20 protein-coding genes and 1 tRNA gene are annotated in these 24,534 nt (G+C 63.6%); 9 read left to right on the plus strand and 12 right to left on the minus strand.

The features are described 5' to 3' along the window. Positions 1–189: 189 nt before the first annotated feature. Together AC1DXM_RS01225 and mgtE are read right to left on the minus strand one after the other, a co-directional pair. On the minus strand, positions 190–576 hold the full coding sequence (locus AC1DXM_RS01225) for a MerR family transcriptional regulator (protein WP_112565167.1): 387 nt from the start codon (positions 574–576) through the stop codon (positions 190–192). A gap of 158 nt (positions 577–734) precedes the next feature. Further along, the gene (mgtE, locus tag AC1DXM_RS01230) at positions 735–2,153 is read right to left on the minus strand and encodes a magnesium transporter (protein WP_477231392.1); all 1,419 of its coding nucleotides are present in this window, start codon (positions 2,151–2,153) and stop codon (positions 735–737) included. Positions 2,154–2,595: 442 nt separating this feature from the next. Here mgtE and AC1DXM_RS01235 point away from each other — a divergent pair, with 442 nt between their 5' ends. The 7 genes from AC1DXM_RS01235 to AC1DXM_RS01265 all read left to right on the plus strand — a co-directional run bounded on the left by AC1DXM_RS01235 (position 2,596) and on the right by AC1DXM_RS01265 (position 11,568). Then, positions 2,596–3,216: a LuxR C-terminal-related transcriptional regulator gene (locus AC1DXM_RS01235; RefSeq protein WP_477231393.1), complete on the plus strand. Its 621-nt coding sequence runs from the start codon at positions 2,596–2,598 to the stop codon at positions 3,214–3,216. Between the two features lie 146 nt (positions 3,217–3,362). Next, a complete protein-coding gene (locus tag AC1DXM_RS01240; protein WP_477231394.1) occupies positions 3,363–4,553 on the plus strand; it encodes an aminotransferase class V-fold PLP-dependent enzyme in 1,191 nt (396 codons plus the stop codon). Between the two features lie 10 nt (positions 4,554–4,563). Then, positions 4,564–5,529, plus strand: a complete 966-nt coding sequence (locus AC1DXM_RS01245; RefSeq protein WP_477231395.1) for an HpcH/HpaI aldolase/citrate lyase family protein — start codon at positions 4,564–4,566, stop codon at positions 5,527–5,529. A gap of 76 nt (positions 5,530–5,605) precedes the next feature. Further along, positions 5,606–6,790, plus strand: a complete 1,185-nt coding sequence (locus tag AC1DXM_RS01250; RefSeq protein WP_112565159.1) for a malate--CoA ligase subunit beta — start codon at positions 5,606–5,608, stop codon at positions 6,788–6,790. Between the two features lie 14 nt (positions 6,791–6,804). Next, complete coding sequence (sucD, locus tag AC1DXM_RS01255) at positions 6,805–7,704, plus strand: succinate--CoA ligase subunit alpha (protein ID WP_477231396.1); 900 nt, start codon at positions 6,805–6,807, stop codon at positions 7,702–7,704. An 85-nt stretch (positions 7,705–7,789) separates the two neighbouring features. Then, entirely contained in the window at positions 7,790–8,758 is a 969-nt protein-coding gene (locus tag AC1DXM_RS01260; protein ID WP_477231397.1) for a 2-hydroxyacid dehydrogenase, read from the plus strand. A 134-nt stretch (positions 8,759–8,892) separates the two neighbouring features. Beyond that, positions 8,893–11,568, plus strand: coding sequence for a phosphoenolpyruvate carboxylase (locus tag AC1DXM_RS01265; protein WP_477231398.1), 2,676 nt, complete (start codon positions 8,893–8,895; stop codon positions 11,566–11,568). Between the two features lie 125 nt (positions 11,569–11,693). Here the strand turns inward: AC1DXM_RS01265 and AC1DXM_RS01270 are convergent, their stop codons facing one another. Both AC1DXM_RS01270 and AC1DXM_RS01275 read right to left on the minus strand, forming a co-directional pair. After that, the gene (locus tag AC1DXM_RS01270) at positions 11,694–12,626 is read right to left on the minus strand and encodes a TauD/TfdA dioxygenase family protein (protein ID WP_477231399.1); all 933 of its coding nucleotides are present in this window, start codon (positions 12,624–12,626) and stop codon (positions 11,694–11,696) included. Between the two features lie 510 nt (positions 12,627–13,136). Beyond that, a tRNA-Leu gene (locus AC1DXM_RS01275) sits at positions 13,137–13,221 on the minus strand. A 233-nt stretch (positions 13,222–13,454) separates the two neighbouring features. Here AC1DXM_RS01275 and lipB point away from each other — a divergent pair. Beyond that, entirely contained in the window at positions 13,455–14,198 is a 744-nt protein-coding gene (lipB, locus tag AC1DXM_RS01280) for a lipoyl(octanoyl) transferase LipB (RefSeq protein ID WP_477231400.1), read from the plus strand. A gap of 21 nt (positions 14,199–14,219) precedes the next feature. Here the strand turns inward: lipB and AC1DXM_RS01285 are convergent, their stop codons facing one another. The 6 genes from AC1DXM_RS01285 to mce all read right to left on the minus strand — a co-directional run bounded on the left by AC1DXM_RS01285 (position 14,220) and on the right by mce (position 20,884). Further along, entirely contained in the window at positions 14,220–15,470 is a 1,251-nt protein-coding gene (locus AC1DXM_RS01285; RefSeq protein WP_477231401.1) for a site-2 protease family protein, read from the minus strand. 666 nt (positions 15,471–16,136) lie between these two features. After that, the gene (locus tag AC1DXM_RS01290) at positions 16,137–16,820 is read right to left on the minus strand and encodes an ABC transporter ATP-binding protein (protein WP_112565145.1); all 684 of its coding nucleotides are present in this window, start codon (positions 16,818–16,820) and stop codon (positions 16,137–16,139) included. After that, complete coding sequence (locus tag AC1DXM_RS01295; protein ID WP_477231402.1) at positions 16,817–18,133, minus strand: lipoprotein-releasing ABC transporter permease subunit; 1,317 nt, start codon at positions 18,131–18,133, stop codon at positions 16,817–16,819. Before AC1DXM_RS01295 ends, AC1DXM_RS01290 begins: the two co-directional genes overlap by 4 nt. Further along, positions 18,130–19,458 (minus strand): proline--tRNA ligase, encoded by a 1,329-nt coding sequence (proS, locus tag AC1DXM_RS01300; protein WP_477231403.1) that lies wholly within the window; start codon positions 19,456–19,458, stop codon positions 18,130–18,132. The genes AC1DXM_RS01295 and proS overlap by 4 nt, the downstream gene beginning before the upstream one ends. Before the next feature lie 740 nt (positions 19,459–20,198). After that, the gene (locus AC1DXM_RS01305) at positions 20,199–20,483 is read right to left on the minus strand and encodes a DUF1467 family protein (protein WP_477231404.1); all 285 of its coding nucleotides are present in this window, start codon (positions 20,481–20,483) and stop codon (positions 20,199–20,201) included. Next, positions 20,480–20,884, minus strand: a complete 405-nt coding sequence (mce, locus tag AC1DXM_RS01310; protein WP_477231405.1) for a methylmalonyl-CoA epimerase — start codon at positions 20,882–20,884, stop codon at positions 20,480–20,482. The genes AC1DXM_RS01305 and mce overlap by 4 nt, the downstream gene beginning before the upstream one ends. A 133-nt stretch (positions 20,885–21,017) precedes the next feature. Between mce and AC1DXM_RS01315 the strand changes: the two genes are divergently transcribed. After that, positions 21,018–21,860 (plus strand): MBL fold metallo-hydrolase, encoded by an 843-nt coding sequence (locus AC1DXM_RS01315; protein WP_477231406.1) that lies wholly within the window; start codon positions 21,018–21,020, stop codon positions 21,858–21,860. An 89-nt stretch (positions 21,861–21,949) separates the two neighbouring features. Here AC1DXM_RS01315 and AC1DXM_RS01320 read toward each other — a convergent pair whose 3' ends face one another. Next, positions 21,950–23,620: a ribonuclease J gene (locus AC1DXM_RS01320; RefSeq protein WP_352584105.1), complete on the minus strand. Its 1,671-nt coding sequence runs from the start codon at positions 23,618–23,620 to the stop codon at positions 21,950–21,952. Positions 23,621–23,711: 91 nt separating this feature from the next. Beyond that, positions 23,712–24,533: a biotin--[acetyl-CoA-carboxylase] ligase gene (locus AC1DXM_RS01325; RefSeq protein WP_477231407.1), complete on the minus strand. Its 822-nt coding sequence runs from the start codon at positions 24,531–24,533 to the stop codon at positions 23,712–23,714. Position 24,534 lies beyond the last annotated feature (1 nt).

The raw sequence follows: 24,534 nt of genomic DNA on the forward strand, positions 1-24,534 counted from the left end.
CCGCGACTTCTAAGCGTTGCCACGGTGCAGAATTCTGCACCGCTGCACTCCACGGCCAATGTCAGGGAATGGATTCCAGGGTCTCCGCGACGGAGCTTCGCTCCTGCTTCGCCCTAGAATGACGAAGTCTGGAAGGGCTCCGGCTAATCGCGAAAGTTTGCGGCAGGTTCTCAAACGCGTGATGTCCGCTCAGGTATTGACCCCCAACTCCACCAGCCGCTCGACGCAGGACTCCTCCGCCTGGTCGAGCTCCGCCAGCGTCTCCTCCAGATCCCGCCGCTTCTGGCGCAAATCCTCGCGCTTTTCCTCGATGCGCTTGATCATCAGGTTGAGTTGACCGACCTCGCCGGGCGGCTCCTTGTACATCTGGATGATTTCACGGATCTCGTTGATCGAGAAACCGAGCCGTTTTCCGCGCATGATCTGGCGGATCAGATGCCGGTCCGAAGGGCGAAACAGCCTTGTGCGGCCGCGCCGCACCGGCTGCACCAGCCCCTCATCCTCGTAAAAGCGTAGCGTGCGCGTCGACACATCGAATTCGCGCGTCAGCTCGGTGATCGTATAATATTCCCGCATCATTGCTCCAAATGCCGGAACATGGGTCAGTGGCCGCTGCCGCTGCACCTCCCCAATTCCGATCAAACCCGCTCCATACCGGACTCGGCAGGAAACCCCGAGGCAGCGTCGCACGGCATTTACGTAAAAGTCAATTGACGGCGCGATGCCCTGTTTCCTCAGGGCACCGCGAACCACCAGGTGGCCAGTCCGAGAAAGGCGAAAAAACCGACGACGTCGGTGACCGTGGTGACGAAAACCGCTGACGCCACCGCCGGATCGATCTTGAACCGATCGAGCAGCAGCGGGATCAGGATGCCGGCCAGGGCTGCCACGAACATGTTGATGATCATCGCCGCCGCAATGATGCCGCCCAGGTTGGGATCGCGAAACCAGGCCGCCGCGACGATGCCGATCAGCACGGCGAAGATGACGCCGTTGATCGAGCCTACGCCCATTTCGCGACGGATGATGCGGCCGGCATTGTAGATGTCGAGGTCCTTGGTCGCCAGCGCCCGCACCGTCACGGTCATGGTCTGCGAGCCGGCATTGCCGCCCATGCCGGCCACGATCGGCATCAGCACGGCCAGCGCCACGATATGCTCGATGGTGCGGTCGAACAGCCCGATCACCGAAGCCGCCAGGAACGCGGTCAGCAAATTGACCAGCAACCAAGGCACGCGCGAGCGCGAGGTAGAAAGAATGCTGTCGGACAGTTCTTCGTCACCGACGCCGCCCATGCGCAACAGATCTTCTTCCGCTTCCTGCTGGATGACGTCGACGACGTCGTCGATGGTCAGCACGCCGACCAACCGCTCGTTCTCGTCGACGACGGCGGCGGAGAGCAGATCGTATTGTTCGAACTCCCGCGCGGCCTCTTCCTGGTCCATCGTGGCCGGAATGGCGTGCCTTGTCTCGTGCATCACCTCCTCGACCTTGGTCGCGCGCTTGGTGCGCAGGATCTGGTCGAGATCGATGGCCCCTAACAGCTTGAAGCTCGGATCGATGACGAAGATCTGGCTGAAGCGCTCGGGCAGGTTCTTGTCTTCGCGCATGTAGTCGATGGTCTGGCCGATGGTCCAGAACGGCGGTACCGCGACAAACTCGGTCTGCATGCGGCGACCGGCCGTCTCTTCAGGATAGTCGAGCGAACGCCGCAGCCTGATCCGTTCGGTAAACGGCAGCTGCGACAGGATCTCGTCCTGGTCTTCCTTCTCGAGGTCTTCGAGAATGTAGACCGCGTCGTCGGAATCGAGGTCCTGCATGCCCTGGGCAATTTGCGCATTGGGCATATTGTCGACGATATCGCGGCGGATCGCCTCGTCGACCTCGGTCAGCGCAGAAAAGTCGAAATCGGCGCCAAGCAGTTCGACCAAAGCGCGGCGCTGTTCGGGATGCAGCGCTTCGAGCAGGTCGCCGAGTTCGGACTGGTGCAGGTCGTCGACTTCGCGCTTCAGCGTCAGCGTGTCGCGATCGGCGATCGCAGCCCCGATCTGGGCGAGGAAGGACGACAGAACGGCGCCGTCCTCGCCATAGATGTCAGCGTGGGCATCGTCAGCGGCTTTGGCGCCGCTCGTTTGTTCGTCCTGGCTTTCCACCAGCGCCTCCCGCCATCATCCCTTGGGAAAAGGTGTCCGTCAGGTCTAGACCATGATCTTGAAAACTGAAAACCGGTTTTGGGTCCGGCGCTCAAACGAAAGTAGATAGGGCCGCAACACGATTCGACAACGCAAGCTGTCGCTCTAACGCACGGGAATTTCAAGCGAAATGGCCGCTTGGCGGTTGGCGCCTTTTTGCCGTGAAGCGACGGTGCCGGCCACACCGGAACCCTGTCGTTGCCATCGAAACAGCACGCGTTCCGGCTTAAGGCAGCGCGACAGCGCATGTCGCTAGGGAAAGAGCACCCCCGCACGGTTGGGGCAGAATTGTCATGATGCAGGTCCCAGGCAATGGCCGGACCGCTTAGATTGCAACCAGAATAGCCGGAAGCCCTTGAAGATCAGGTCGCAGACAGAACCCAAGGCAACCGCAGAACCGCGCGTGCGCGTGGTCGTGGCCGAACGCAACCCGCTCGTCGTATCGGCCTTGCGCGAAATGCTGGACTGCGACGGGCGCTTCGAGCTCCTGGCCTGCGTGCAAAGCGGCAGGCATTTCCTCGAACTGGCAGCGGAAGGCGAATTCGACGTCGCCGTCATCGGCTGGAAGCTCGCCGACATGGACGGCGCCGATGTGCTGGCCGAGGTTCACAGCCGCAAGCTCGGCGTGCGCATCGCGGTGTTTTCCAACGACCATGATATCGGCATCCTGAAGCAGTGCGTGCGGCTCGGAGCGCAGGGCTACTGCTTCCAGTTCGACGATCCCTCGATCATATTCGAGACGATCCTGGCGGTCGCGCATGGTCGCATCTGCATCCCCTATATCGACATCAACAAGGTCAACGACACGCCCTTGTCGCAGCTCACCGTGCGCGAACGCGAGCTGCTGGCGGTGCTGTCCGACGGCTGGACCAATTTGCAGATCGCAACGCGGACAGGGATTTCCGAGAACACGGTGAAATACCACCTCAAGAATCTCTACGACAAGCTCGACGTCCGCAACCGGGCGATGGCCGTCGCACTTTATGCGCGCGAGAGGCGTACCCAGAAGCAGCCTTTCGGGTAGGCAAGCAACAGGCCGCGGGTAGGCCAACCGGGTAGGCCGCCCCCACCCGCACGCGGCAAGATGTTACCCGGCAAGGTGTTGTTGCCTTTAGCCGCCGAAACGAAACTCCCCATCACCGCTTTGCTGGATCAGGAGGAGTTCGCGACATGGCCGGTTTCACCCATCTTTTCATTCCCGGACCGACCAACATTCCCGAACAGGTCCGGCAGGCGATGAACCTGCCGATGGAGGATATGCGCGCAGCATCCTTCCCCGATCTCACGCTGCCGCTGTTCGAAGACATCAAGAAGGTGTTCAAGAACGAGACCGGCCGCGTCTTCATCTACCCCTCCTCCGGCACTGGCGCCTGGGAAGCGGCGATGACCAATGTGCTTAGCCCCGGCGACCGCGTGCTGATGTCGCGCTTCGGCCAGTTCTCGCATCTGTGGGTCGACATGGCCGAGCGCCTCGGCTTCGAGGTCGATGTCATCGATTGCGACTGGGGAACCGGCGTGCCGCTCGAACTCTATGCCGAGCGGCTGAAGGCTGACAAGGCGCACCACATCAAGGCGGTGTTCTGCACCCAGAACGAGACGGCGACCGGCGTGACCAGCGACGTCGCCGGCTGCCGCGCCGCGCTTGACGAAGCAAACCACCCTGCTTTGCTCTTCGTCGACGGCGTTTCATCGATCGGCTCGATCGACTTCCGCCAGGAAGAATGGGGCGTCGACTGCGCCGTCAGCGGTTCGCAGAAGGGTTTCATGCTGCCCGCCGGCCTCGGCTTCCTCTCCGTCAGCAAAAAGGCGCTGGAGGCCTCGCGGAGCGCCACGCACCGGCGCTGCTTCTTCTCCTTCGAGGACATGATCCGCGCCAACGATGCCGGCTATTTTCCCTATACGCCGGCTACACAATTGCTGCGTGGCCTGCGCGCCTCACTCGACCTGATCACCGAGGAAGGGCTGGACAACATCTTCGCCCGCCACCATCGCCTTGCCGAAGGCGTGCGCAAGGCGGTCGACGCCTGGGGCCTGAAGCTCTGCGCCAAGGCGCCGAAATGGCATTCCGATACGGTGAGCGCCATTCTGGTTCCCGAAGGCATCGACAGCGGCGATGTCGTCAAGCGCGCCTACCGCAGCTATCAGACCTCGCTCGGCGGCGGTCTCAACAAGGTGATGGGCAAGGTCTTCCGCATCGGCCATCTCGGCTGGCTGAACGAGGTGATGGTGCTCTCCTCGCTGTCGGCCGCCGAAATGGCGCTGCTCGACTGCGGCGTCAGGCTAGCGCCGGGCTCCGGCGTCGGCGCCGCCATCCAGCATTTCCGCGCCTCGGCCGCCGTGCCGGTCGCCGAAGCCGCCTGAGGAACCGACTATGAGCCACACCATCAACCATCTGAAGAAGCTGCGGCTGCAGCGCAGCGAGCTGGCGGTTCCCGGCTCCAGCCCCGAGATGATCGACAAGGCGGCCAACAGCGCCGCCGACTTCATCTTCCTCGACATCGAGGATGCCGTCGCGCCGCCCGACAAGGAACGCGCTCGGAAGAACATCATCCAGGCGCTGAACGACATCGACTGGCGCGCCAAGGGCAAGACCGTTTCAGTGCGCATCAATGGGCTGGACACGCATTACATGTACCGCGACGTGGTCGACGTCATGGAGCAGGCCGGCGACCGGCTGGACACGATTTTGGTGCCGAAGGTCGGCGTGCCGGCCGACCTCTATATGGTCGAGGCGATGGTCAACCAGATCGAGATGGCCAAGGGTTTCAAGACCCGCGTCGGCCTCGAAGCGCTGATCGAGACCGCGCTCGGCATGGCCAATGTCGAGGCGATTGCCGCCACGCCAGGCCGGCTGGAGGCGATGCATTTCGGCGTCGCGGATTATGCGGCAAGCTGCAAGGCGCGCACCGTCAACATTGGCGGGCTGAACCCCGACTATCCCGGCGACCAGTGGCATTTCGCGCTGTCGCGCATGACCGTCGCCTGCCGCGCCTACGGCCTGCGCGCCATTGACGGGCCGTTCGGCGATTTCTCCGATCCGGAAGGCTACATCGCCGGCGCCAGGCGCGCGGCGGCCCTCGGCATCGAAGGCAAATGGGCAATCCATCCATCGCAGATCGCACTCGCCAACGACGTCTTTTCGCCGCCGGAAAAAGAGGTCACTCGCGCCCGGCGCATCCTCGAAGTGCTGAAGGAGGCCGAGGCGCAGGGCAAGGGAGCGGCCGCACTCGACGGCAAGATGATCGACGCCGCGTCGGAACGCATGGCGCGCAATGTTTTGGTGGTCAACGAAGCAATCGAACGGGCCAGCCACGCCCGCGTCGCCGCCGCGCAATAGAGCAATTCCAGGAAAAGTGTGAGCGGTTTTCCGTCCGGAATTGCGGAAAAACAAAGCGAAATACCGGGAGGACCAAATGGACATTCACGAATATCAGGCCAAGGAACTGCTGGCGCGCCATGGCGTGCATGTACCGCGCGGCGGGCTGGCTTATAGCCCCGAGCAGGCGACCTATAGGGCGCGCGAGATCGGCGGCAGCAAATGGGTCTTGAAGGCGCAGGTGCATTCCGGCGCACGCGGCAAGGCCGGCGGCATCAAGCTGTGCGCCAATGACGAGGAAATCTCCAACGCCGCCGAGGCCATGCTCGGCCGCAAGCTGGTGACGCAGCAGACCGGCCCGCGCGGCAAGCTGATCTCCAGGCTTTATCTCGAGGAAGCCGTCGACATCGCGCAGGAGCTCTATGTCGGCTTCGTCCTCGACCGCAAGGAAGAGCGCGTCATGATCGTGGCGTCGGCCGCCGGCGGCATGGAGATCGAGGACATCGTCGAGAAGGCGCCCAACTCCATCCTGCGCACATCGGTCGATCCAGGCGTCGGCATGCAGCGCTTTCAGGCGCGCGAGATCGCCTTCGGGCTCGGCCTCGACCACAATCTGATCGGCAAGGCGACCGAGACCATCTTCAGCTGCTACCAGGTGTTCCGCGACTACGACGCCTCGATGCTGGAGATCAATCCGCTGGTGGTGACCCGCGACGGCAATCTGATCGCGCTCGACGCCAAAATGTCGTTCGACGAGAACGCGCTGTTCCGCCGCCCGGAAATCTCCGAGCTGCGCGACAAGAGCCAGGAAGACCCGCGCGAGACCTTCGCCAGCGACCGCGGCCTTTCCTATGTCGGCCTCGACGGCAACATCGGCTGCATCATCAATGGCGCAGGGCTGGCCATGGCGACCATGGACATGATCAAGATTGCCGGCGGCGAGCCGGCCAACTTCCTCGATATCGGTGGCGGCGCCTCGCCCGAGCGGGTGGCGAAATCCTTCCGCGCCGTGCTCGGCGACAAGAATGTCGAGACCATCCTGGTCAACATCTTCGCCGGCATCAACCGCTGCGACTGGGTCGCCGAAGGCGTCATCAAGGCGATACGCGAGGTCGGCGTCAACGTACCCCTGGTGGTCCGGCTCTCCGGCACCAAGGCCGAGGAAGGGCGCCGCATCCTGGCCGATTCCGGCGAGGCGGTGATCGTCGCCGACACGCTGGCCGAAGCCGCCGAAAAAGCCGTCGCTGCATGGCGCGCGGCCACCAAGAAAAAAGCAGCCTGAGGGAGGTCGAGACAATGGCAATTCTGCTCAACCGCAGCACCCGCGTGATCGTGCAAGGGTTCACCGGCAAGATCGGCAGCTTCCATGCCGACGATATGAAGCGTTACGGCACCAAGCTTGTCGGCGGCGTCACGCCCGGCAAAGGCGGCCAGAAACATCTCGGCCTGCCTGTCTTCAACACGGTCAAGGGCGCGGTGCGCGAAACCCGCGCCGAGGCCAGCATCGTCTTCGTTCCGCCGCCCTTCGCCGCCGATTCGATCATGGAAGCGGCCGACGCCGGCATAAAACTCTGCGTCTGCATCACCGACGGCATCCCGTCGCAGGACATGATGCAGGTCAAGCGCTACATGATGCGCTACCGCTACGAGGATCGCATGCGGCTGATCGGCCCGAACTGCGCCGGCGTCATCACGCCGGGACAGGCGCTGATGGGCATCATGCCGGGCAGCATCTATCTGTCGGGCCGCGTCGGCATTGTCGGCCGTTCCGGCACGCTCGGCTACGAGGCGGCGTCACAGATGAAGTCGCTCGGCATCGGCGTCTCAACCAGCGTCGGCATCGGCGGCGATCCGATCAACGGCTCGTCGTTCAAGGACATGCTGAAACTGTTCGAACAGGATGACGACACCGACGCCGTTGTCATGATCGGCGAGATCGGCGGACCGCAGGAAGCCGAAGCCGCGATCTGGGCGCGTGACAATATGAGGAAGCCTCTCATCGCCTACATCGCCGGCCTGTCCGCCCCGAAAGGCCGCCGCATGGGTCATGCCGGCGCCATCATCTCAGCCTTCGGCGAGTCGGCGCAGGAGAAGGTCGAGATCCTGAAGGAAGCCGGCGTCGTCATCGTGCCGACGCCGTCCTCGTTCGGCGAGGTGGTGGCCGACACGCTGTCGCGGATGAAGAAGGCGGCGTGATCCCGGTCGGGCCAAGCCCGCATAGCGAAATGTGCAGTTGAGGCTGGCGCCAGGATCGCCAGCCCAGCGATCTGCAGGATGTCAGATGAAACCGCGTTTGATTGTTACCCGCAAATGGCCGGCCCCTGTCGAAGCGATCCTCGCCGAACGCTTCGACACGACGTTCAACACCAGCGATACGCCATTGAGCCCGGCGGCAATGACATCCGCCTTCGCCGACTACGACGCGATCCTGGCAACGGTCAGCGACCGCTTGCCTGACGCGGTGTTTCCAGACGCCTCTCCCCGCACCCGGATCATCGCCAATTTCGGCGTCGGCTTCAGCCATATCGATGTCGCCGCCGCCCGCGACCGCGACATCGTGGTGACCAACACGCCGGGCGTACTCACCGATTGCACCGCCGATCTGGCGCTCAGCCTGATACTGGCCGTGGCGCGCCGGACCGGCGAAGGCGAGCGCCAGCTGCGGGCCGGAGAATGGCGCGGCTGGTCGCCGACGCACATGGCCGGCGCAAAGGTGTCGGGCAAAACCCTTGGCATTGTCGGCATGGGCCGCATCGGCAAGGCAACGGCCAGGCGCGCGCATTTCGGCTTCGGCATGAAGATCGTCTTCTTCAATCGCTCAGCCGTCGACGACGAGGAGACACGCGCCATGGGCGCGGTGCAGATGCAGACGCTCGAAGGGCTGCTCACGGCATCCGACTTCGTCTCGCTGCACTGTCCGGGCGGCGCGGAAAACCGCCATCTCATCGATGCCCGCAGCCTGCGTCCGATGAAACCCGGCGCCTTCCTGATCAACACGGCGCGCGGCGATGTCGTCGACCAGGACGCCCTGATCGGCGCGCTGGAAAGGCGCGAGATCGCTGGGGCCGGCCTCGATGTCTTCGACGGCGAGCCGGCCGTCCCGGAAGCGCTCAAGCGGTTGGAAAACGTCGTGCTCTTGCCGCATCTGGGCAGCGCGACAGAGGAAACGCGCGTGGCGATGGGCATGAAGGTGGTGGAGAACCTCACCGCCTTCTTCGAGGGTCGCCCGGTGCCTGACCGGGTTGCTTGAAAGCCTTAGCAATTCCAGGAAAAGTGTGAGCGGTTTTCCGTCCGGAATTGCGCAAAAACAAAGAGATAGAGCGGTTCGCCGTTTCCGTGAAACGGTGAACCGCTCTCGCAGCCCTCGGCCCGGGAGGAAAGCGGTTGGAACAGAGCAAACCCATAAAATTTCGCGAAGACGAGCGCAGCCTGCTGTTGCGGCTGCTGCTCAAGGTCGCCAGCGCACGTGAGCCCGAGATCGCCGCCGTTCTGAGCGGGCGCAGGTCGCTTGTCTCGCTGGCCCCGAAGCAGCGCATCCCGGCATTGCAGGCAAGCGGCGTATGGTTCCAGTTGCTGGCGATCGCCGACGAGTTGTTGGCCATGCGGACGCGCCGCGAGCTCGAGCAGGGCGCGGGCGCCGACGACGTGCCGGGCTCATTCGCCAGCGTGATCGCGCAGATGGCGGCGAACGGGCGTTCGGCAGCGGAAGTGCAGGCGGCATTTGATGAACTTTGCGTCGGCCCGACCATGACCGCGCACCCGACGGAGGCCAAGCGCGTCACGGTTCTGGAGATCCACCGCCGCATCTATCGCAAGCTGACCGAGCTCGACCAGCCGCGCTGGGCCCCGCGCGAACGCGAGCTTCTGGTCGCCGACCTGGAAAGCGAGATCGAGCTTCTGTGGATGACGGGTGAGCTCAGGCTGGAGCGCCCGACGGTCGAACGCGAAATCGCCTGGGGCCTGCATTTCTTCCGCGAAGTGATTTTCGAGGCGACGCCGCAGCTCTACGGCAAGCTGCAGGACGCCTTCCAGCGTCACTATCCCGCAGAGCGGGTGAAAATTCCTTCCTTCATGCGCTACGCCTCGTGGATCGGCGGCGACCGCGACGGCAATCCGAACGTCACCGCCGCCATGACCGCCCATGCCTTGGCCGAATACCGCAACACCGCCATTGGCTGGTACCTGACGCAAATGCAGCGGCTGGTGACGGTGCTCAGCGCCAGTTCGAACGTCGTCGACCTGCCGACCAGCTTCACCCCGCTTCTGCAAAAGGCACTCGATAAAAGCGGCCAGGCGCACGACATCGCCGCGCGCAACCCCGAAGAGCCGCTCCGCCAGTTCGCTTCGGCCGTGCTGGCCCGGCTTGTGGCCACACGCGACGGTGAGGCAACCGCCTACCCCTCGGCGGAGGCGTTTGGTTCTGACCTCCACGGGCTGGCTTCTGTCCTCGAAGCGATCGGCGGGCGCGCGGTCGCCCGACGTTTCGTCCAGCCGCTGCTCTGGCAAGTCGCAAGCTTCGGCATCCGCACGGTCTCGCTCGACATCAGGCAGAACTCCACGGTCGTCAATCGCGTACTGGCCGAGCTTTTTGCGCTGACAGACCCGGTCACACCGGGCACGCCGCAATGGTCGGCGCGCATCCGCGCGGCCCTTGGCCAAAGCGAGCGGTTGCAGATCGACGCGGGCCGGCTGTCGCCCGAGGCAAGGGAACTGCTTGCGACATTCTCTGTCATCGCGAACCAGATCGCCGGCGCCGATAGCGATGCGGTGGGCTGCTTCATCCTCAGCATGACCCGCTCGGTTGACGATCTGCTTGCAGTCTATCTCCTGGCGCAATATTGCGGTCTCTCGACCGCGCCCGGCAGCGACGGCACGGTCAGACTGCGGATCGTGCCCTTGTTCGAGACCATCGCCGACCTGCAGTCAGCCCCCGGCATCCTGAACGGATTGCTCGACATTGCCCTGGTGCGGCGCACGGTGCGGGATTTCGGCGCGCGCCAGGAAATCATGCTCGGCTATTCGGATTCCAACAAGGATGGTGGTTTCCTTGCCTCCAATTGGGAACTGGCCAAGGCGCAAAAACGCCTCGCCGCCGTCGGCCGCAAGCACAAGGTCAGGATCAGTTTCTTTCATGGCCGTGGCGGCTCCGTCAGCCGTGGCGGCGCGCCGACCGGCCGGGCGATCGCGGCGCAGCCCACAGGTACAGTCACTGGGTCCATGCGGGTGACGGAACAGGGCGAGGTCGTGTCGTCGAAATTCGCCAATCGCGGCACCGGCCTCAACCAGCTCGAGATCCTCGCCGCCGCCGTTCTGGCTCACAGCGCCGGATCGCCCGGCGACGCCGAAACCAGGCAGGCACCCGAATTCGACGAAGCGCTGGAAGCGCTGGCCGGCATGTCGCAGGCCTCCTATGCCAGGTTAATGGCGGAGCCGGGCTTCCTCGATTATTTCAACCAGGCGAGCCCGGTCGCGGAACTGGGGCTCTTGAAAATGGGCTCACGGCCGGAGCGTCGTTTCGGCGCCAAAGGCATTGCCGACCTGCGCGCAATCCCCTGGGTGTTCGCCTGGAGTCAGAACCGCCATCTGCTGACCGGTTGGTATGGCATAGGCAGCGCGCTGAGTTCCTTCGTCACGGTGCGCGGCGATGCCGGGCGCGGGCTTCTGGCGCGCATGTTCGAACACTCGCGCTTCTTCCGCCTGATCGTCGACGAGGCAGAGAAGACGCTCTACCAGTCCGACATGGAGATCGCGCGGCTCTATGCCGGCCTGGTGTCCGACAGCGATGCGTCGCAACGCATCTACACCCGCATTGTCGCCGAATACGAGCTGACCCGACGCCTGATCCGCGACCTCACCGGAGGCGACCTTTCCGTGCGCTTCCCGATGTTCAAGCGGCGTTTCGACAGCCTTCGGCGTCAGATGGACGACATCCACCGGCTGCAGGTCGATCTGCTGCGTGAAGTCAGGGCAAATACCGGCACGGCGGATCAAAAGCGGGCGACCGACGCCCTGCTCGTCTCGATCAATTGCATCTCGTCCGGCCTTGGCTGGACGGGATAGGCCAGGTTGGTGAGCCTCAGCCATCGTCCTGAAGCCGGCGTCGGCATCGCGCCGACACCGCCTCTTCGGCGAAAATGAAGGGGCCGCCTGTATTGCGGCTCCTCGCGCCTCAGGCGGCCCAGACCTCAGGCAGCCTTGTCGGTCGCGGGCTTGGCGACCTTGGTACGGGTGGCGCTGCGGCGGCCGTCGACGCTGACGGGAACGTCACCGTCGACCGTGGCGCGACGCACCACCCGGTGCAGATCGCCATAGTCGTTGACGGCATAGTGCTGCGTGGCCCGGTTATCCCAGATCGCCACATCGCCGGCTTTCCAGCGCCAGCGGACGGTGTTCTCCGGCGCGGTGACATAGGACTGGAACACCTCGTAGAGCCGCGCTGAATCGCTTTTGGAAAGACCGATCAGCCGTTGCACGAAATTGCCGAGCAAAAGCGAGCGCTCGCCTGTTTCGGGATGGACGCGGACAACGGGATGCTCGGTCTCGTAGATCGTCGAGGTGAAAACCTCCTCGAAGTGTTTCTTTTCCGCAGCGCTCGCACGCGGCCGGACCGCGGCGTAGTCGTAGACGTTGCTGTGAACCGCCCAGAGATTGTCCGCGAGCAGCTTCAACGGCTCGGGCAGGTCCTGGTAGGCCGCGGCGGTGTTCGACCAGATGGTGTCGCCGCCGGCCGGCGGTATGACGACACCACGAAGAACCGAGAATTTCGGATAGGCGTCAACGAAGGTGACATCGGTGTGCCATTGGTCGGCACGACCGCCGCCACGGCTTGAATCGAGCTCGAGAATGGACGCCGTTCCCTTGACGGGACCCTGGGTCGGATGCGGAACAAGGTCGCCGAGACGATGCGCGAAGCGCTCCTGCTCGGCATCGTCGAGATGCGCCTGGGCGCGGAAGAACACAACCTTGTGCCGCAACAGGATCTGGTTGATCGCTGCCACCGTCTGCTGCGGCAGGTCGCCGGAAAGCCGTATGTTCCTGATCTCCGCGCCGACACGTCCCGTAAGCGGGACAATATCGGCTTCCGGAATGGTCTGCTCTACGGGTGCAAGTTTGGGCATGGAAACCTCTGTCCTCTGAAACCGCGGGCTGCTGGCAAATGCTCCACCGTCACCGGCCGCAATGCGATCGGCGGAGCAACTCCCGTCGAGGGAGCTGTCTTGCTTGCTTACGAAAGCGCTGATCGCAACTCAGGAGGCGAAGGCCGCCGGGGCTTAGCGTGCAGTACCGAGATCACATTCAAAACTTTATTCTACAAATTCCATAGAAAAAGTGTTTCAAAGTTCGCTGGCTCGGGGAAAAATGACTTCTGCCCAAGCTCGTTCTCCGAGCTGACGGCGGCTTGGAGCGCGCAGGCAATGGCGGATCCAGACTGTGCCTAGTTCGTGGGGAGGACGATGGGGAAGCATCCCAACGGGGCAGGAAGCCGTTCCCGGGCAAATGAGCCGCGCTGATGGCGATGCATCCACCGTCGGGACCTAGGAGCGACCGGCGGCTGCCGCAAGCAGCAGGACGTCGCAACCTGATCTCATTAGGATTTAGGCGATTCCGATCGCTATGGATCGGGATGTTGGTGCGGTCGAGAAGACTCGAACTTCCACGGGTTGCCCCACAGCGACCTCAACGCTGCGCGTCTACCAATTCCGCCACGACCGCCCGTGGTAGGAGCCGGAACGAACCGGCTCGCGGCGTGTAGCAAATCGTTTCCGGCGAAACAAGGGCGCGGCGCGCAATAATCGCCGGGAATTGGCATAACGGTCGGGAAGGCCGAAATGCACGGCGAACTGGACGTTTCAGCCGGATACCGCCATATGAAGGGCAAATGCATTCCACCCCGGGCCTGAGGCGGTTTTGGAAGCCGGCGTGCACTAAGCGAAAAACGAAAAGCCATGACCGAACGCAGCCAGATCGCCACGTCGTTCCTGCCCTTGCCGGGTTCAGCACCGGTCGAATGGCGCATCGAGCCGGGCCTGACCGGCTACACCGATGCGCTTGCCCTGATGGAAGCGCGTGCCGAGGCGATCCGCACGGGTGCGGCCGCCGAGTTGGTCTGGCTGGTCGAGCACCCGCCGCTTTACACCGCCGGCACCAGCGCCCGCATCGAAGATCTGATCGACCCCGACCGTTTTCCGGTCTTTTCCGCCGGGCGCGGCGGCGAATACACCTATCACGGACCGGGCCAGCGCGTTGCCTATGTGATGCTTGACTTAAAACGCCGGCGCGAGGACGTGCGCGCCTTCGTCGCCGCGCTCGAACAATGGATCATCGGCACGCTGGCCGCCTTCAATGTGCGCGGCGAACGCCGCGAGGACCGCGTCGGCGTCTGGGTGGTGCGGCCCGATCGCCCTTCTTTGCCCGACGGCTCGCCGGCCGAGGACAAGATCGCGGCCATCGGCATCCGCCTGCGGCGCTGGGTGAGCTTTCACGGCATCGCCGTCAATGTCGAGCCGGATCTCGGCCATTTCAGCGGCATCGTGCCCTGCGGCGTTCCGGACCACGGCGTCACCAGCCTTGTCGACCTCGGCCTGCCCGTGACCATGGCCGATTTCGACCTGGCGCTGAAATCTGCCTTCGAGGATATTTTCGGGGCAGCCGAAAGCATTTCTGCCGAACCGGCGCGCAAGGCTGGCTGAAGCCTCGCCTCGATCAAACGCTCAAAGCAATTTCGCCGAAGCCCATAACAGCCCATAGCCGTGTATTGCGAAGACGGCCAGCAGCGCGCCGGCCAAGGCGAAACGGTCGAAGGTGCGGATCGGCTTCAGCTCGTTGCGCGGCTTTACCCCGCTGCCCACGGTCAGCAGGCTAAGGATGGCAAAGACCGCGCCTGCCACCAGCAGAAAGCCTTGGGAAAAGCCAGCGAACCAGCCCACCGCCAGCAAGGCCGAAAGCAAAGAGAACGAAGCCAGCGCCAGCGCGATCGGCCCAGGACAGATCTGGCGCAGCACCTGGCCGCCGTCGAATTTCCACACCGGCACCAGATTGGCAATGTTGAACAGCGCGGCAAAGCCGGCGAGCGTCGCCAGAAGGGCGGCGGCCAGCCGATGCCCCTCGCTGGACGCGAAGCCGCTGGCGACGATCAGCAGCGGCACCAGGAAAGCGGAAAAGCCGGCGCCCATCAGCGCCACGAAAGCGACCTCGAACCGGCTGTCATAAGGCCGCCCGCCAATCGCGATACCACCGAGCAGCGGGATGAAGATCATCCGCGCCTTGCGGTGACCGGTCAGCCGGAAGGCTGCCATATGGCCGAGCTCGTGCAGGGCGACGACCGAGGTCAGGATCGCGGCCAGCGCAAAGCCACCGAGATTGAGCCCGAAGAACGGCCACAGGATGAAGGCCGACAGAACGGCAAAGCCGACCTGGCTTAGCGGATGCTCGAACCAGCCGCCCTTGCGATATTCTCCGGTCCTCGCCCAGTGCTGCAGCTTGCCGAGTTCGCGGCGCATGGCGAAGTAGCGGAACACCAGGAAGGCGACGCCGCGATAGCGATCGGTCTGGCTGAGCGTCACCCGCGTGCCCGCGCCTTCCGAGACGAGTTCGATGGTCTCGTAAAAATCCTTCCAGAACGAAGCGTCGAGCGCGGTATCCTCAATGACGCGCATCGAAAACCGACTGCCTTCGACGACGTCTTCGAAGCGCGACCTGCGCTCGATCGGCTGGCCGTCGCGGCCTTCCCAGGACATCATGATGCGGGTCGTACCCTGCCCGTCCATCGGCTCTGCCGACAGGATCTCGCCTGACCAGCCGGCATCGCTGCCGAGCGGCCACAGCGCCTGCCAGAGGCGCTGCCGGTCCATGGCAACCACGCGGCTGAGCCTCACCGTGCGCAAACCGAGCGGCGCGGTCATCAGCAAGAAAATCAGTCCGAGATTACCGGCCACGAGAAGGGCCGTGATGATCGGCGACACTTGGGCGTTTGCTCCCTGTCTTGACAGGGCACCCTAGCGCCATGGCGGCAAGAAAGGCTTAACAACACAACGCCCTCCTGCCCGCCTCAAAACACTGCGGCGAACCGCAGACTGATCACATGGCGCCGATCCAGACGGCCATGGAAACCAGAAACGCACTCATGCACACCAACGAAACGACGTCCTGAACAAGATCGCTCATAACTCTCTCCTGTTGTTGCTATGTTCGTATTTTGTTCTAATTTTGTTCGGATGTCAACGACCGGAAAACGGCATGCCGACGAATCCTGACAACCGGTTTGGGCAGGGTTAAGAAAGCGTTGATGGGATGAGGGGCAGGATCGTGCGGTGGAAGATATCCACTGCTTCAGGTCGCGAATGGTTCGCTAATGTCGGCGCAGCCCCTCACCTGCCTGCCGGCATCCTCTCCCCGTATAGTGACGGGGAGAGGGGTCGCTCTCATCGACGATTTCGCCAATCGCCGGCGTTGCAGGATTAAGCGCCGAGGGGCGCGGCAGGCCCCTTTCTCCCCGTCACTATACGGGGAGAAATGTCCGGCAGGACAATGAGGGGCGGTGCTGCCTTCGGCGATCTTGCTTGCCCTGAAGAACCTCGCCAAGGACAGCATGGGCCAACATCCGCAGACCGGCCGAGTATCGCCATGCCCTAAAGCGGCACCACCTTACCCTCGTGCAGCGTCACCCGCCGATCCATGCGCGAGGCCAGTTCGTGGTTGTGGGTGGCGATCAGCGCGGCAAGGCCCGACTGCCTGACCAGTGCGCCCAGCGCCTCGAAGACATAGGACGCGGTGACCGGGTCGAGATTGCCGGTCGGCTCGTCGGCCAAAAGCAGCAATGGCGCATTGGCGACGGCACGGGCAATGGCGACGCGCTGCTGCTCGCCGCCCGACAATTCGGATGGCCGGTGCGACGCGCGCTTGCCGATTTGCATGTAGTCGAGCAGCTGTGCCGCGCGCTCGGATGCTTCCTTGCGGGACAGGCCCTTGATCAGCTGCGGCATCATGATGTTTTCGAGCGCCGAAAACTCCGGCAGCAGATGGTGGAACTGATAGACGAAGCCGACATCGTTGCGGCGGATCGCGGTGCGTTCGTCATCGGAGAGCCGTCCGCAGGCGCGGCCGGCCAAAATGACGTCGCCGGCGTCGGGGCGCTCCAGCAGGCCCGCAGTGTGCAAGAGCGTCGACTTGCCGGTGCCAGACGGCGCCACCAGCGCCACCATCTCGCCGCGCTTCAGCGAAAAGTCGGCGCCGTTCAAAATGGTGAGCTTGCGCGGCCCCTGGACATAGTGCCGCTCGACGCTCTTCAGCTCGATAATGATCTCGGACTTCATTCGTATCTCAAGGCCTCGACCGGATCGAGACGGGCGGCCCGCCACGCCGGAAACACGGTAGCCAGGAAGGACAGGCCGAGCGCCATCAGGATGACGTAGGTGGTCTCGCGCGGATCCATCTTGGCCGGCAACTGGCTGAGGAAATAGAGCTCCGGATTGAACAGCACCTTGCCGGTCATCCAGGAGAAGAACTGGCGGATGGATTCGATGTTGGTGCAGATGAGCACCCCGAGCAGCACGCCGGCGAGCGTGCCGGTCACGCCGATCGCAGCGCCCGTCATCAGGAAGATGCGCAGGATGGCGGCGCGCGAGGCGCCCATCGTGCGCAGGATGGCGATGTCGTGGCCCTTGTCCTTCACCAGCATGATCAGGCCGGAGATGATGTTGAGCGCCGCCACCAGCACGATCAGCGTCAGGATCATGAACATGACATTGCGCTCGACCTGAAGGGCTGAAAAGAACGTCTCGTTGCGCTGGCGCCAGTCGACCATGTCGATTGGCCGCTGCGCCGCCGCATCGACCAGCGGTTTCAGCGCGTCCACATCGTCGGGATTGTCGACATAGATCTCGATCGTCTGCGCCCTGCCGTCCATGTTGAAATAGAGCTGCGCCTCGGAAAACGGCATGTAGACGATGGAGCTGTCATACTCCGACATGCCGACTTCGAAGATCGCCGCCACCTTATAGCCCTTCAACCGCGGCGTCGTGCCCATCGGCGTCACATCGCCGTCGGGCGAGATCAGTGTGATGGTGTCACCGAGCACGAGGCCGAGATTCTCGGCCATGCGCTTGCCGATGGCGACGCCCTCGCCCGAGTCGAAATCGGCGAGCGAACCCTGCTTGACGTTGTTGGCGACGATGGCGATCTTGCCGAGGTCCTCGGCGCGTATGCCGCGCACCAGTGCGCCCATGCCGCCGCCGACATTGCCTTGCGCCAGCACCTGGCCGTCGATCAGCGGAATGGCGTATTTGACGCCGGCCACGCCGTTGATGCGGGCGGCAACCTGCGCATAGTCCTCAAGCGGCGAATCCAGCGGCTGCACGATCAGATGACCGTTGACGCCGAGAATGCGGGTCAGAAGCTCGGCCCTGAAGCCGTTCATCACAGCCATGACGACGATCAGCGTGGCGACGCCCAGCATAATGCCGAGGAAGGAGATCGAGGCGATGACCGAGATCACCGTCTCCTTGCGGCGCGACCGCAAATAGCGCCAGGCGACCATGCGCTCGAACATGGAAAACGGGCCAGCGACCGGAGACTTGGCGACCGGCGACTTGGCGACCGGAGATTTCGCTGCCGCGGCTTCGCTCATGCGGTTGCACCGAAGCGTTTCTTGGCCTCCGCGACCGGCAGCGTCTCGCGCTCGCCGGTCCTGCGGTTCTTGATCTCGATCTCGCCGGCGGCGACGCCGCGCGGACCGACGATCACCTGCCAGGGCAGGCCGATCAGATCGGCGGTGGCAAACTTGCCGCCCGGCCGCTGGTCGGTGTCGTCGTAAAGCACATCCTTGCCGGCGCCGGCGAAGGCGGCATAGAGCTCGTCGCAGACGCGGTCGCAGTCGGCGTCGCCCACCTTCATGTTGATCAGGCCGATGTCGAACGGCGCCACCGCTTCCGGCCAGATGATGCCGTTATCGTCATGGCTGGCCTCGATGATCGCCGCCACCAGGCGCGACGGCCCGATGCCGTAGGAGCCGCCGGAGACGAAATGATCCTTGCCGTCGGGCCCGGTCACCTTGGCGCCCATGGGCTTCGAATACTTGTCGCCGAAATGGAAGATGTGGCCGACCTCGATGCCGCGTGCCGAGACCCGGTCGGCTTCGCCGAGCTTGTCCCAGGCCGCCTCGTCATGCATCTCGTCGGTGGCGGCGTAGGGCGTCGTCCAGGTCTTGACGATGTCGGCGATCTCGCCGTCATTGGCAAAGTCGGTGTTTTCGCCGGGCACCTGGAGCGACAGATACTCGCGGTCGCAATAGACCTGGCTTTCACCGGTGTCGGCCAGGATGATGAATTCATGGCTGAGGTCGCCGCCGATCGGCCCGGTGTCGGCCCGCATCGGGATTGCCTGCAGCCCCATGCGCGTGAACGTCCTGAGATAGGAGACGAACATCCTGTTGTAGGCCGCCTTGGCGCCCTCGAAATCGAGGTCGAAGGAATAGGCGTCCTTCATCAGGAATTCGCGTGAGCGCATGACGCCGAAGCGCGGCCGCACCTCGTCGCGGAACTTCCACTGGATGTGGTAGAGGTTGAGCGGCAAATCCTTGTAGGACTTGACGTAGGCGCGCACGATTTCGGTGACCACTTCCTCATTGGTCGGGCCGTAGAGCATGTCGCGGTCCTGCCGGTCCTTGATGCGCAGCATTTCCTTGCCATAGTCGTCATAGCGGCCGCTTTCGCGCCACAGATCGGCCGACTGGATGGTCGGCATCAGGATCTCCAGTGCGCCGGCGCGGTTCTGCTCCTCGCGGATGATGCGGCAGACCTTGTCCAGTACCAGCTTGCCCAGCGGCAGCCAGGAAAAGCTGCCCTGCCCCTGCTGGCGGATCATGCCGGCCCGCAGCATCAGCCGGTGCGAGACGATCTCTGCCTCACGCGGATTTTCTTTCAGGATGGGCAGGAAAAACTGCGACAAACGCATGGACAGGTCCGTGAGAGAGGAGGCTGCGCCGGAATCGGCGCGGCTGGCTTGCTTGCCCCGGCTTCATAGCTATTTCGTGACGGAATGGAAACCCGACCCGCGGCATCGGCCCGAAATCGCAAAAATCGATTCTTCTTCCAAAGACCTTCGAACCGAAAACGATAATCCTTGGGCGCAAAGTGCTCCGCCAGGCTGGAAAGTGCTGATACACGCCTTGCGCCCCTGAGCGACGCAGCACACCTGGTCGCATTAATGCGGCAGCGCCGGCGTTGTTCGTTTCGCAAGCAAAGCCTGCCGTACTATTGTGCAGTGCAGCACAGGATTGCCCGTTTGCGGGCAAAATTCTGCGTGACAATTTCATCGGGGTTAGGCTAGTGTGCCCCGATAACCGAGAGGGTAGAGAAAAATCTGCTCTCCTACGCGGTCAAAGTCTTGGGAGGATGCGATCTAGGCGCGGTTACCCGCTGCCGCCGGAAACCGGAAAACAGATCGGAACGCGTTTAAATTGCAAGGCCTTGTGCCTTGCATTTTTTTTGCGCAATCATCTGGTTAGATCTACACATTCCCAAATCACATGAGCTTGCGCCGGCGTGATCTGGTCGCGATTCTATCAGGATTGGCTATGCTTGCGTGCGGGGTTGCTAACCTCAGCCCGAGTGCGCCGAAACTGGAGTTCGATGCTCCGAAAATAGGCACAAACAGCAGCATGCCGCCCGCCCGATCTGTCGGCGGAAAAGGTTTTAGTTAGCCGGTGCCTGGCTGGCTTCGGGGATGATGTGCGGGACTTCGTCGAGGCTGTAACCCAGCCCGTGCGTCAGGCCGTAGAAAATGCCCATGACAACCGCCGTGACAATGGTGGTGCGGATCACGGCGCGCAGCATATGCGGCCCGCGCGGCGCGCTGGCGACCGTGCCCAGCGTCACGTCGTGATCGTCGTCCTGCGTGCGCACGCTGAACGGCAGCACCATGAACAGCATCAGCCACCAGGTGATGAAGAACAGCGCGGCAAACGAAATCCAGCTCATGCCTGCTCCAGTTCAACCAGCGTGCCGAAGAAATCCTTCGGGTGCAGGAACAGCACCGGCTTGCCGTGCGCGCCGGTTTTGGGATTGCCGTCGCCCAGCACGCGGGCGCCGCTCGCCTTGAGATGATCGCGCGCGGCAAGAATATCGTCGACCTCATAGCAGACATGATGCATGCCGCCCGAGGGGTTCTTCGCCAGGAAGGCCGCGATTGGCGAGCCCTCGCCCAGCGGCTCCAAGAGTTCGATCTTGGTGTTGACGACATCGACGAACACCACCGTCACGCCATGCTCAGGCAGCGGCTGCGGCGCGGTCACGCGTGCGCCAAGCGTATCGCGATAGGCGATGATCGCCGCCGCCAGATCCGGCACTGCAAGCGCGACATGGTTCAGGCGTCCCAGCATGAAACCTCCAGCTTCTATGCTGGCGTCTTACGGCAAATCGGCCGACATCAATAGCCTTTGCGGAGGCGCGCAAGGTCGCACTTCGGTGAACCGCCGCCCTGTTCCAATCGATGTCTGCGAAGTACAAACGGCGATGCCCGATGCCCGCCCCCGCGTTTTTAGTTTCGATCTTGGCTCGTTCAAGGTCGCCGCCCTGCTCGACGCCGTCGATGTCAGAGACAATCTCGCGGCTGCTTTCGCCCCCGGGCAATCGCCGGGCGCGGTGCGGGAACTCGTCGTCTCGAACTTCATCGATCCCAACCGCTACGAGCATTGCTTCATCCCGACGCTGGTCGACACTGGCACCGAAAAGATCCTGTTCGACACCGGATTCGGCGACGACGACAGTTCGCTCCTGCAATGCCTGCGGGACCTCGGGCTCGAACCCGGCGACATCGATTTGGTGGTCATCACGCATGGCCACCCCGACCACATCGGCGGCCTCGTAAACAACGGCGAACCAGTTTTCAGCCGGGCGCGCTACGTCTTCGGTGCGGCCGAATTCGTCTTCTGGACCGAGGCGGATACGGTGCGCGAAGCCAGGCTGAACAACCGCGACCTGTTCCTGCGTGTCTGCGCCGGCCTTGCCGACCGCGCGACATTCGTAGCGCCCGGAGACGAGGTCGTGCCGGGCATCACCGCCATCGACGCCGCCGGCCATTCTCCGGGACTGCTGGCGTTCCACGTCGAAAGCGACGGACAGCAATTGCTCGTCTGGTCGGACGCCTTCCTGCACTCTGTCGTGTCGATCCAGCAGCCTGAGTGGCATGCCGATCTCGACGACGAGAAAGAGCAGGCCGTCGAGACCCGCAAGCGCCTGCTGAAACTGGCCGCCGACCACCGGCTGCTTGTCGCCGGTTATCATATGCCGTTTCCGGGTCTCGGGCACATCGAGCAGGTGGACGGGACCTTTCGCTGGCGCCCCGCCACCGGTTGAGTTCCAGCGATAGGGGAGTTGGGAAAACAAGTCGGAGCTGTTTCGCTCTTCCCTACTCCCTACTGCCCTACTGCCCTACTCCCTTATCCTCACCGCGTCACAAACACCGTCACCAGCGGCTTCTTGCCCCAGGCTTCGTTGGCGGCACCGCGCACGGCGCGCCGCACCGCTTCCTGCACCAGATCGAGGTCCTTGCGGCGTTGGCGGGGGATAGAGTCCACCGCGCCGACGGCCGCGTCGAGCATCAGATCTTCCATGTTCTCCCCACGGGCATCCGCCTCGGCGACGCCGATGGCGACCAGGTCGGGATCGCCGGCGAGCTCATATTTGTCGTCGAGCACGACATTGACCGCGACGTGGCCAGCGAACGACAGCTTGCGCCGGTCGCGTATGCCCATCGCCTGGTCGGTGCCGATCAGGCGGCCATCCTTGTAGATGCGGCCGAACGGCACTTGGTCGATGATGGTGGCGGGACCGGGCGCGAGCCGCAGCATGTCGCCGTCGCGCACCTGCGCCACCTGGCCGATGCCGGAGGTCGACATCAGTGACCCCTGCGCCACCAGATGCGCGGCTTCGCCATGCACGGGAACGCCGATCTGCGGGCGCACCCATTCATACATCTTGCGCAGTTCGCTGCGGCGAGGATGGCCGGAGACATGCACCAGCGCGTCGCCGTCCTCGATGATCTTGATGCCGAGATCGATGAGGCGGTTCTTGATCTCGAGGATCGCCTTCTCATTGCCGGGAATGGTGCGCGAGGAAAACACCACGGTGTCGCCTGCCGTCAGAGACACCGATTTCATCTCTTCGCGCGACAGCTTTGCCAGCGCCGCCAGCGGCTCGCCCTGGCTGCCGGTGCAGATGATGACCAGGTTTTCGCGCGGGATGAAGCCAAAGTCTTCTTCGGCGATGAATTCCGGCAGACCGTCCATGTACCCGAGTTCACCGGCGACATCGATGACGCGCTTCAGCGAGCGTCCCAGCACCAGGCACTGCCGGCCCGCATCGCGCGCCGCCTTGGCGATCGAGACGATGCGCCCGACATTGGAGGAGAAGGTGGTGACCGCCACGCGGCCGACGGCACTCTGGATCACGCCCCTCAGGCCCTCGCCGACCGCCACTTCCGAGGGCGATTCACCTTCGCGCAGCGCATTGGTCGAATCGCAGACCAGCGCCAGCACGCCCTTGTCGCCATAGGCGCGGAAGCGCGCCTCGTCGGTCTTCGGGCCGATCGTCGGTTCCGGATCGATCTTCCAGTCACCGGTATGGATGACGGTGCCGGCCGGCGAGGTGATGGCCAGCGACATCGGCTCGGGGATCGAATGCGCCACCGGAATGGCCTCGATCTCGAACGGCCCGACGGTGAACTTTTCGCCCGCCCGGTAGATCGTCACCGGGATCTTCGGCGCGCCCTGTTCGCCCTGGCGCTTGGCGTCCAGCAGGCCGGCACTGAACGGCGTCATCCACACCGGCGCCTTCAGCTTCGGCCAGGTGTCGAGCAGCGCGCCGTAATGGTCTTCATGCGCGTGGGTGATGATGATGCCGCGCAGATTGGCGAGGTTCTCCTCGATGAAGCGCGTATCGGGCAGGATCAGGTCGACGCCTGGATGCGCCGCGTCTGGAAAGGTGACGCCGACATCGACGACGATCCACTCGCGCGCACTGGGCGGCCCATAGCCGTAGAGGGCGAAGTTCATGCCGATCTCGCCGACGCCGCCGAGCGGCACGAAGACGAGTTCGGCGTTTTGCGCTTTCGCCATCAATTTTCCCTTCCCGGCCCTTGCGGCCAGCCCCTTAAGCAATTCCAGGAAAAGCCTGTAACGGTTTTCCCACAGGAATTGCGCACAACGATCAGACTCTTGCCGACGCGACCGCGCCGAAATGCACGTCGCCGGCGGCTACCGTCACGACCGACCCCTCATCATCGCGGATCACGAAACGGCAGTCCGCGTCAATGGTCTCGAAGGTACCGCGCACCACATTCCCGTCAATCCTGACCGCAACCTCGCCGCCAAGCCCCGCCGCACGTGCCAGCCAGCGCCGCCGGATGGCGTCGAGCCCGCGTCCTTCATCCCACAGCCGCGCATTGTCGGTCCACGCGTCCGATAGCGCCAAAAACAGCGTTTCGGCATCGCATGTCGCGCCAAGCGCCTGCAGCGATGTCGCCGGATACGGTAAATCCTCGGGATGTGCCACCACATTGACGCCGATGCCGACCGCCACCGCGAAGCGGCCGCCGTCGAGAATGGCCGATTCCAGCAGGATGCCGGCCAGCTTGGCGCCGGACGCCAGCACGTCGTTCGGCCATTTCAACTCGAAACGGTTCTTGCCGTCGCTTCCGCCGTCGAGGCCGATGGCGATCCTGCCCTTCGGCACGACGGCATCGAGCGCGTCGGCCAGCGACAGGCCGGCGACGAAGCCGAGCGTCGCGGCAAGGCGAAGCTCACCGCCGGTGATGACGAGCAAGGTCGCGGCGAGATTGCCTTCGGGCGATACCCAGGCTCGACCCCGCCGGCCGCGCCCGCTTTCCTGCTTTTTGGAAACGACCCACAATTTGCCGGGGTCGCCTGCCCTTGCATGGTCCAGCGCCACCGTGTTGGTGGAGCCGATACTGTCATGGGCCTCGAGCCGGAACCCTTCCGTCTCAGAGGTTGGAGCCAGCCGAAATGCCATC

This window comes from Mesorhizobium sp. P3_A2 (assembly GCF_056403115.1).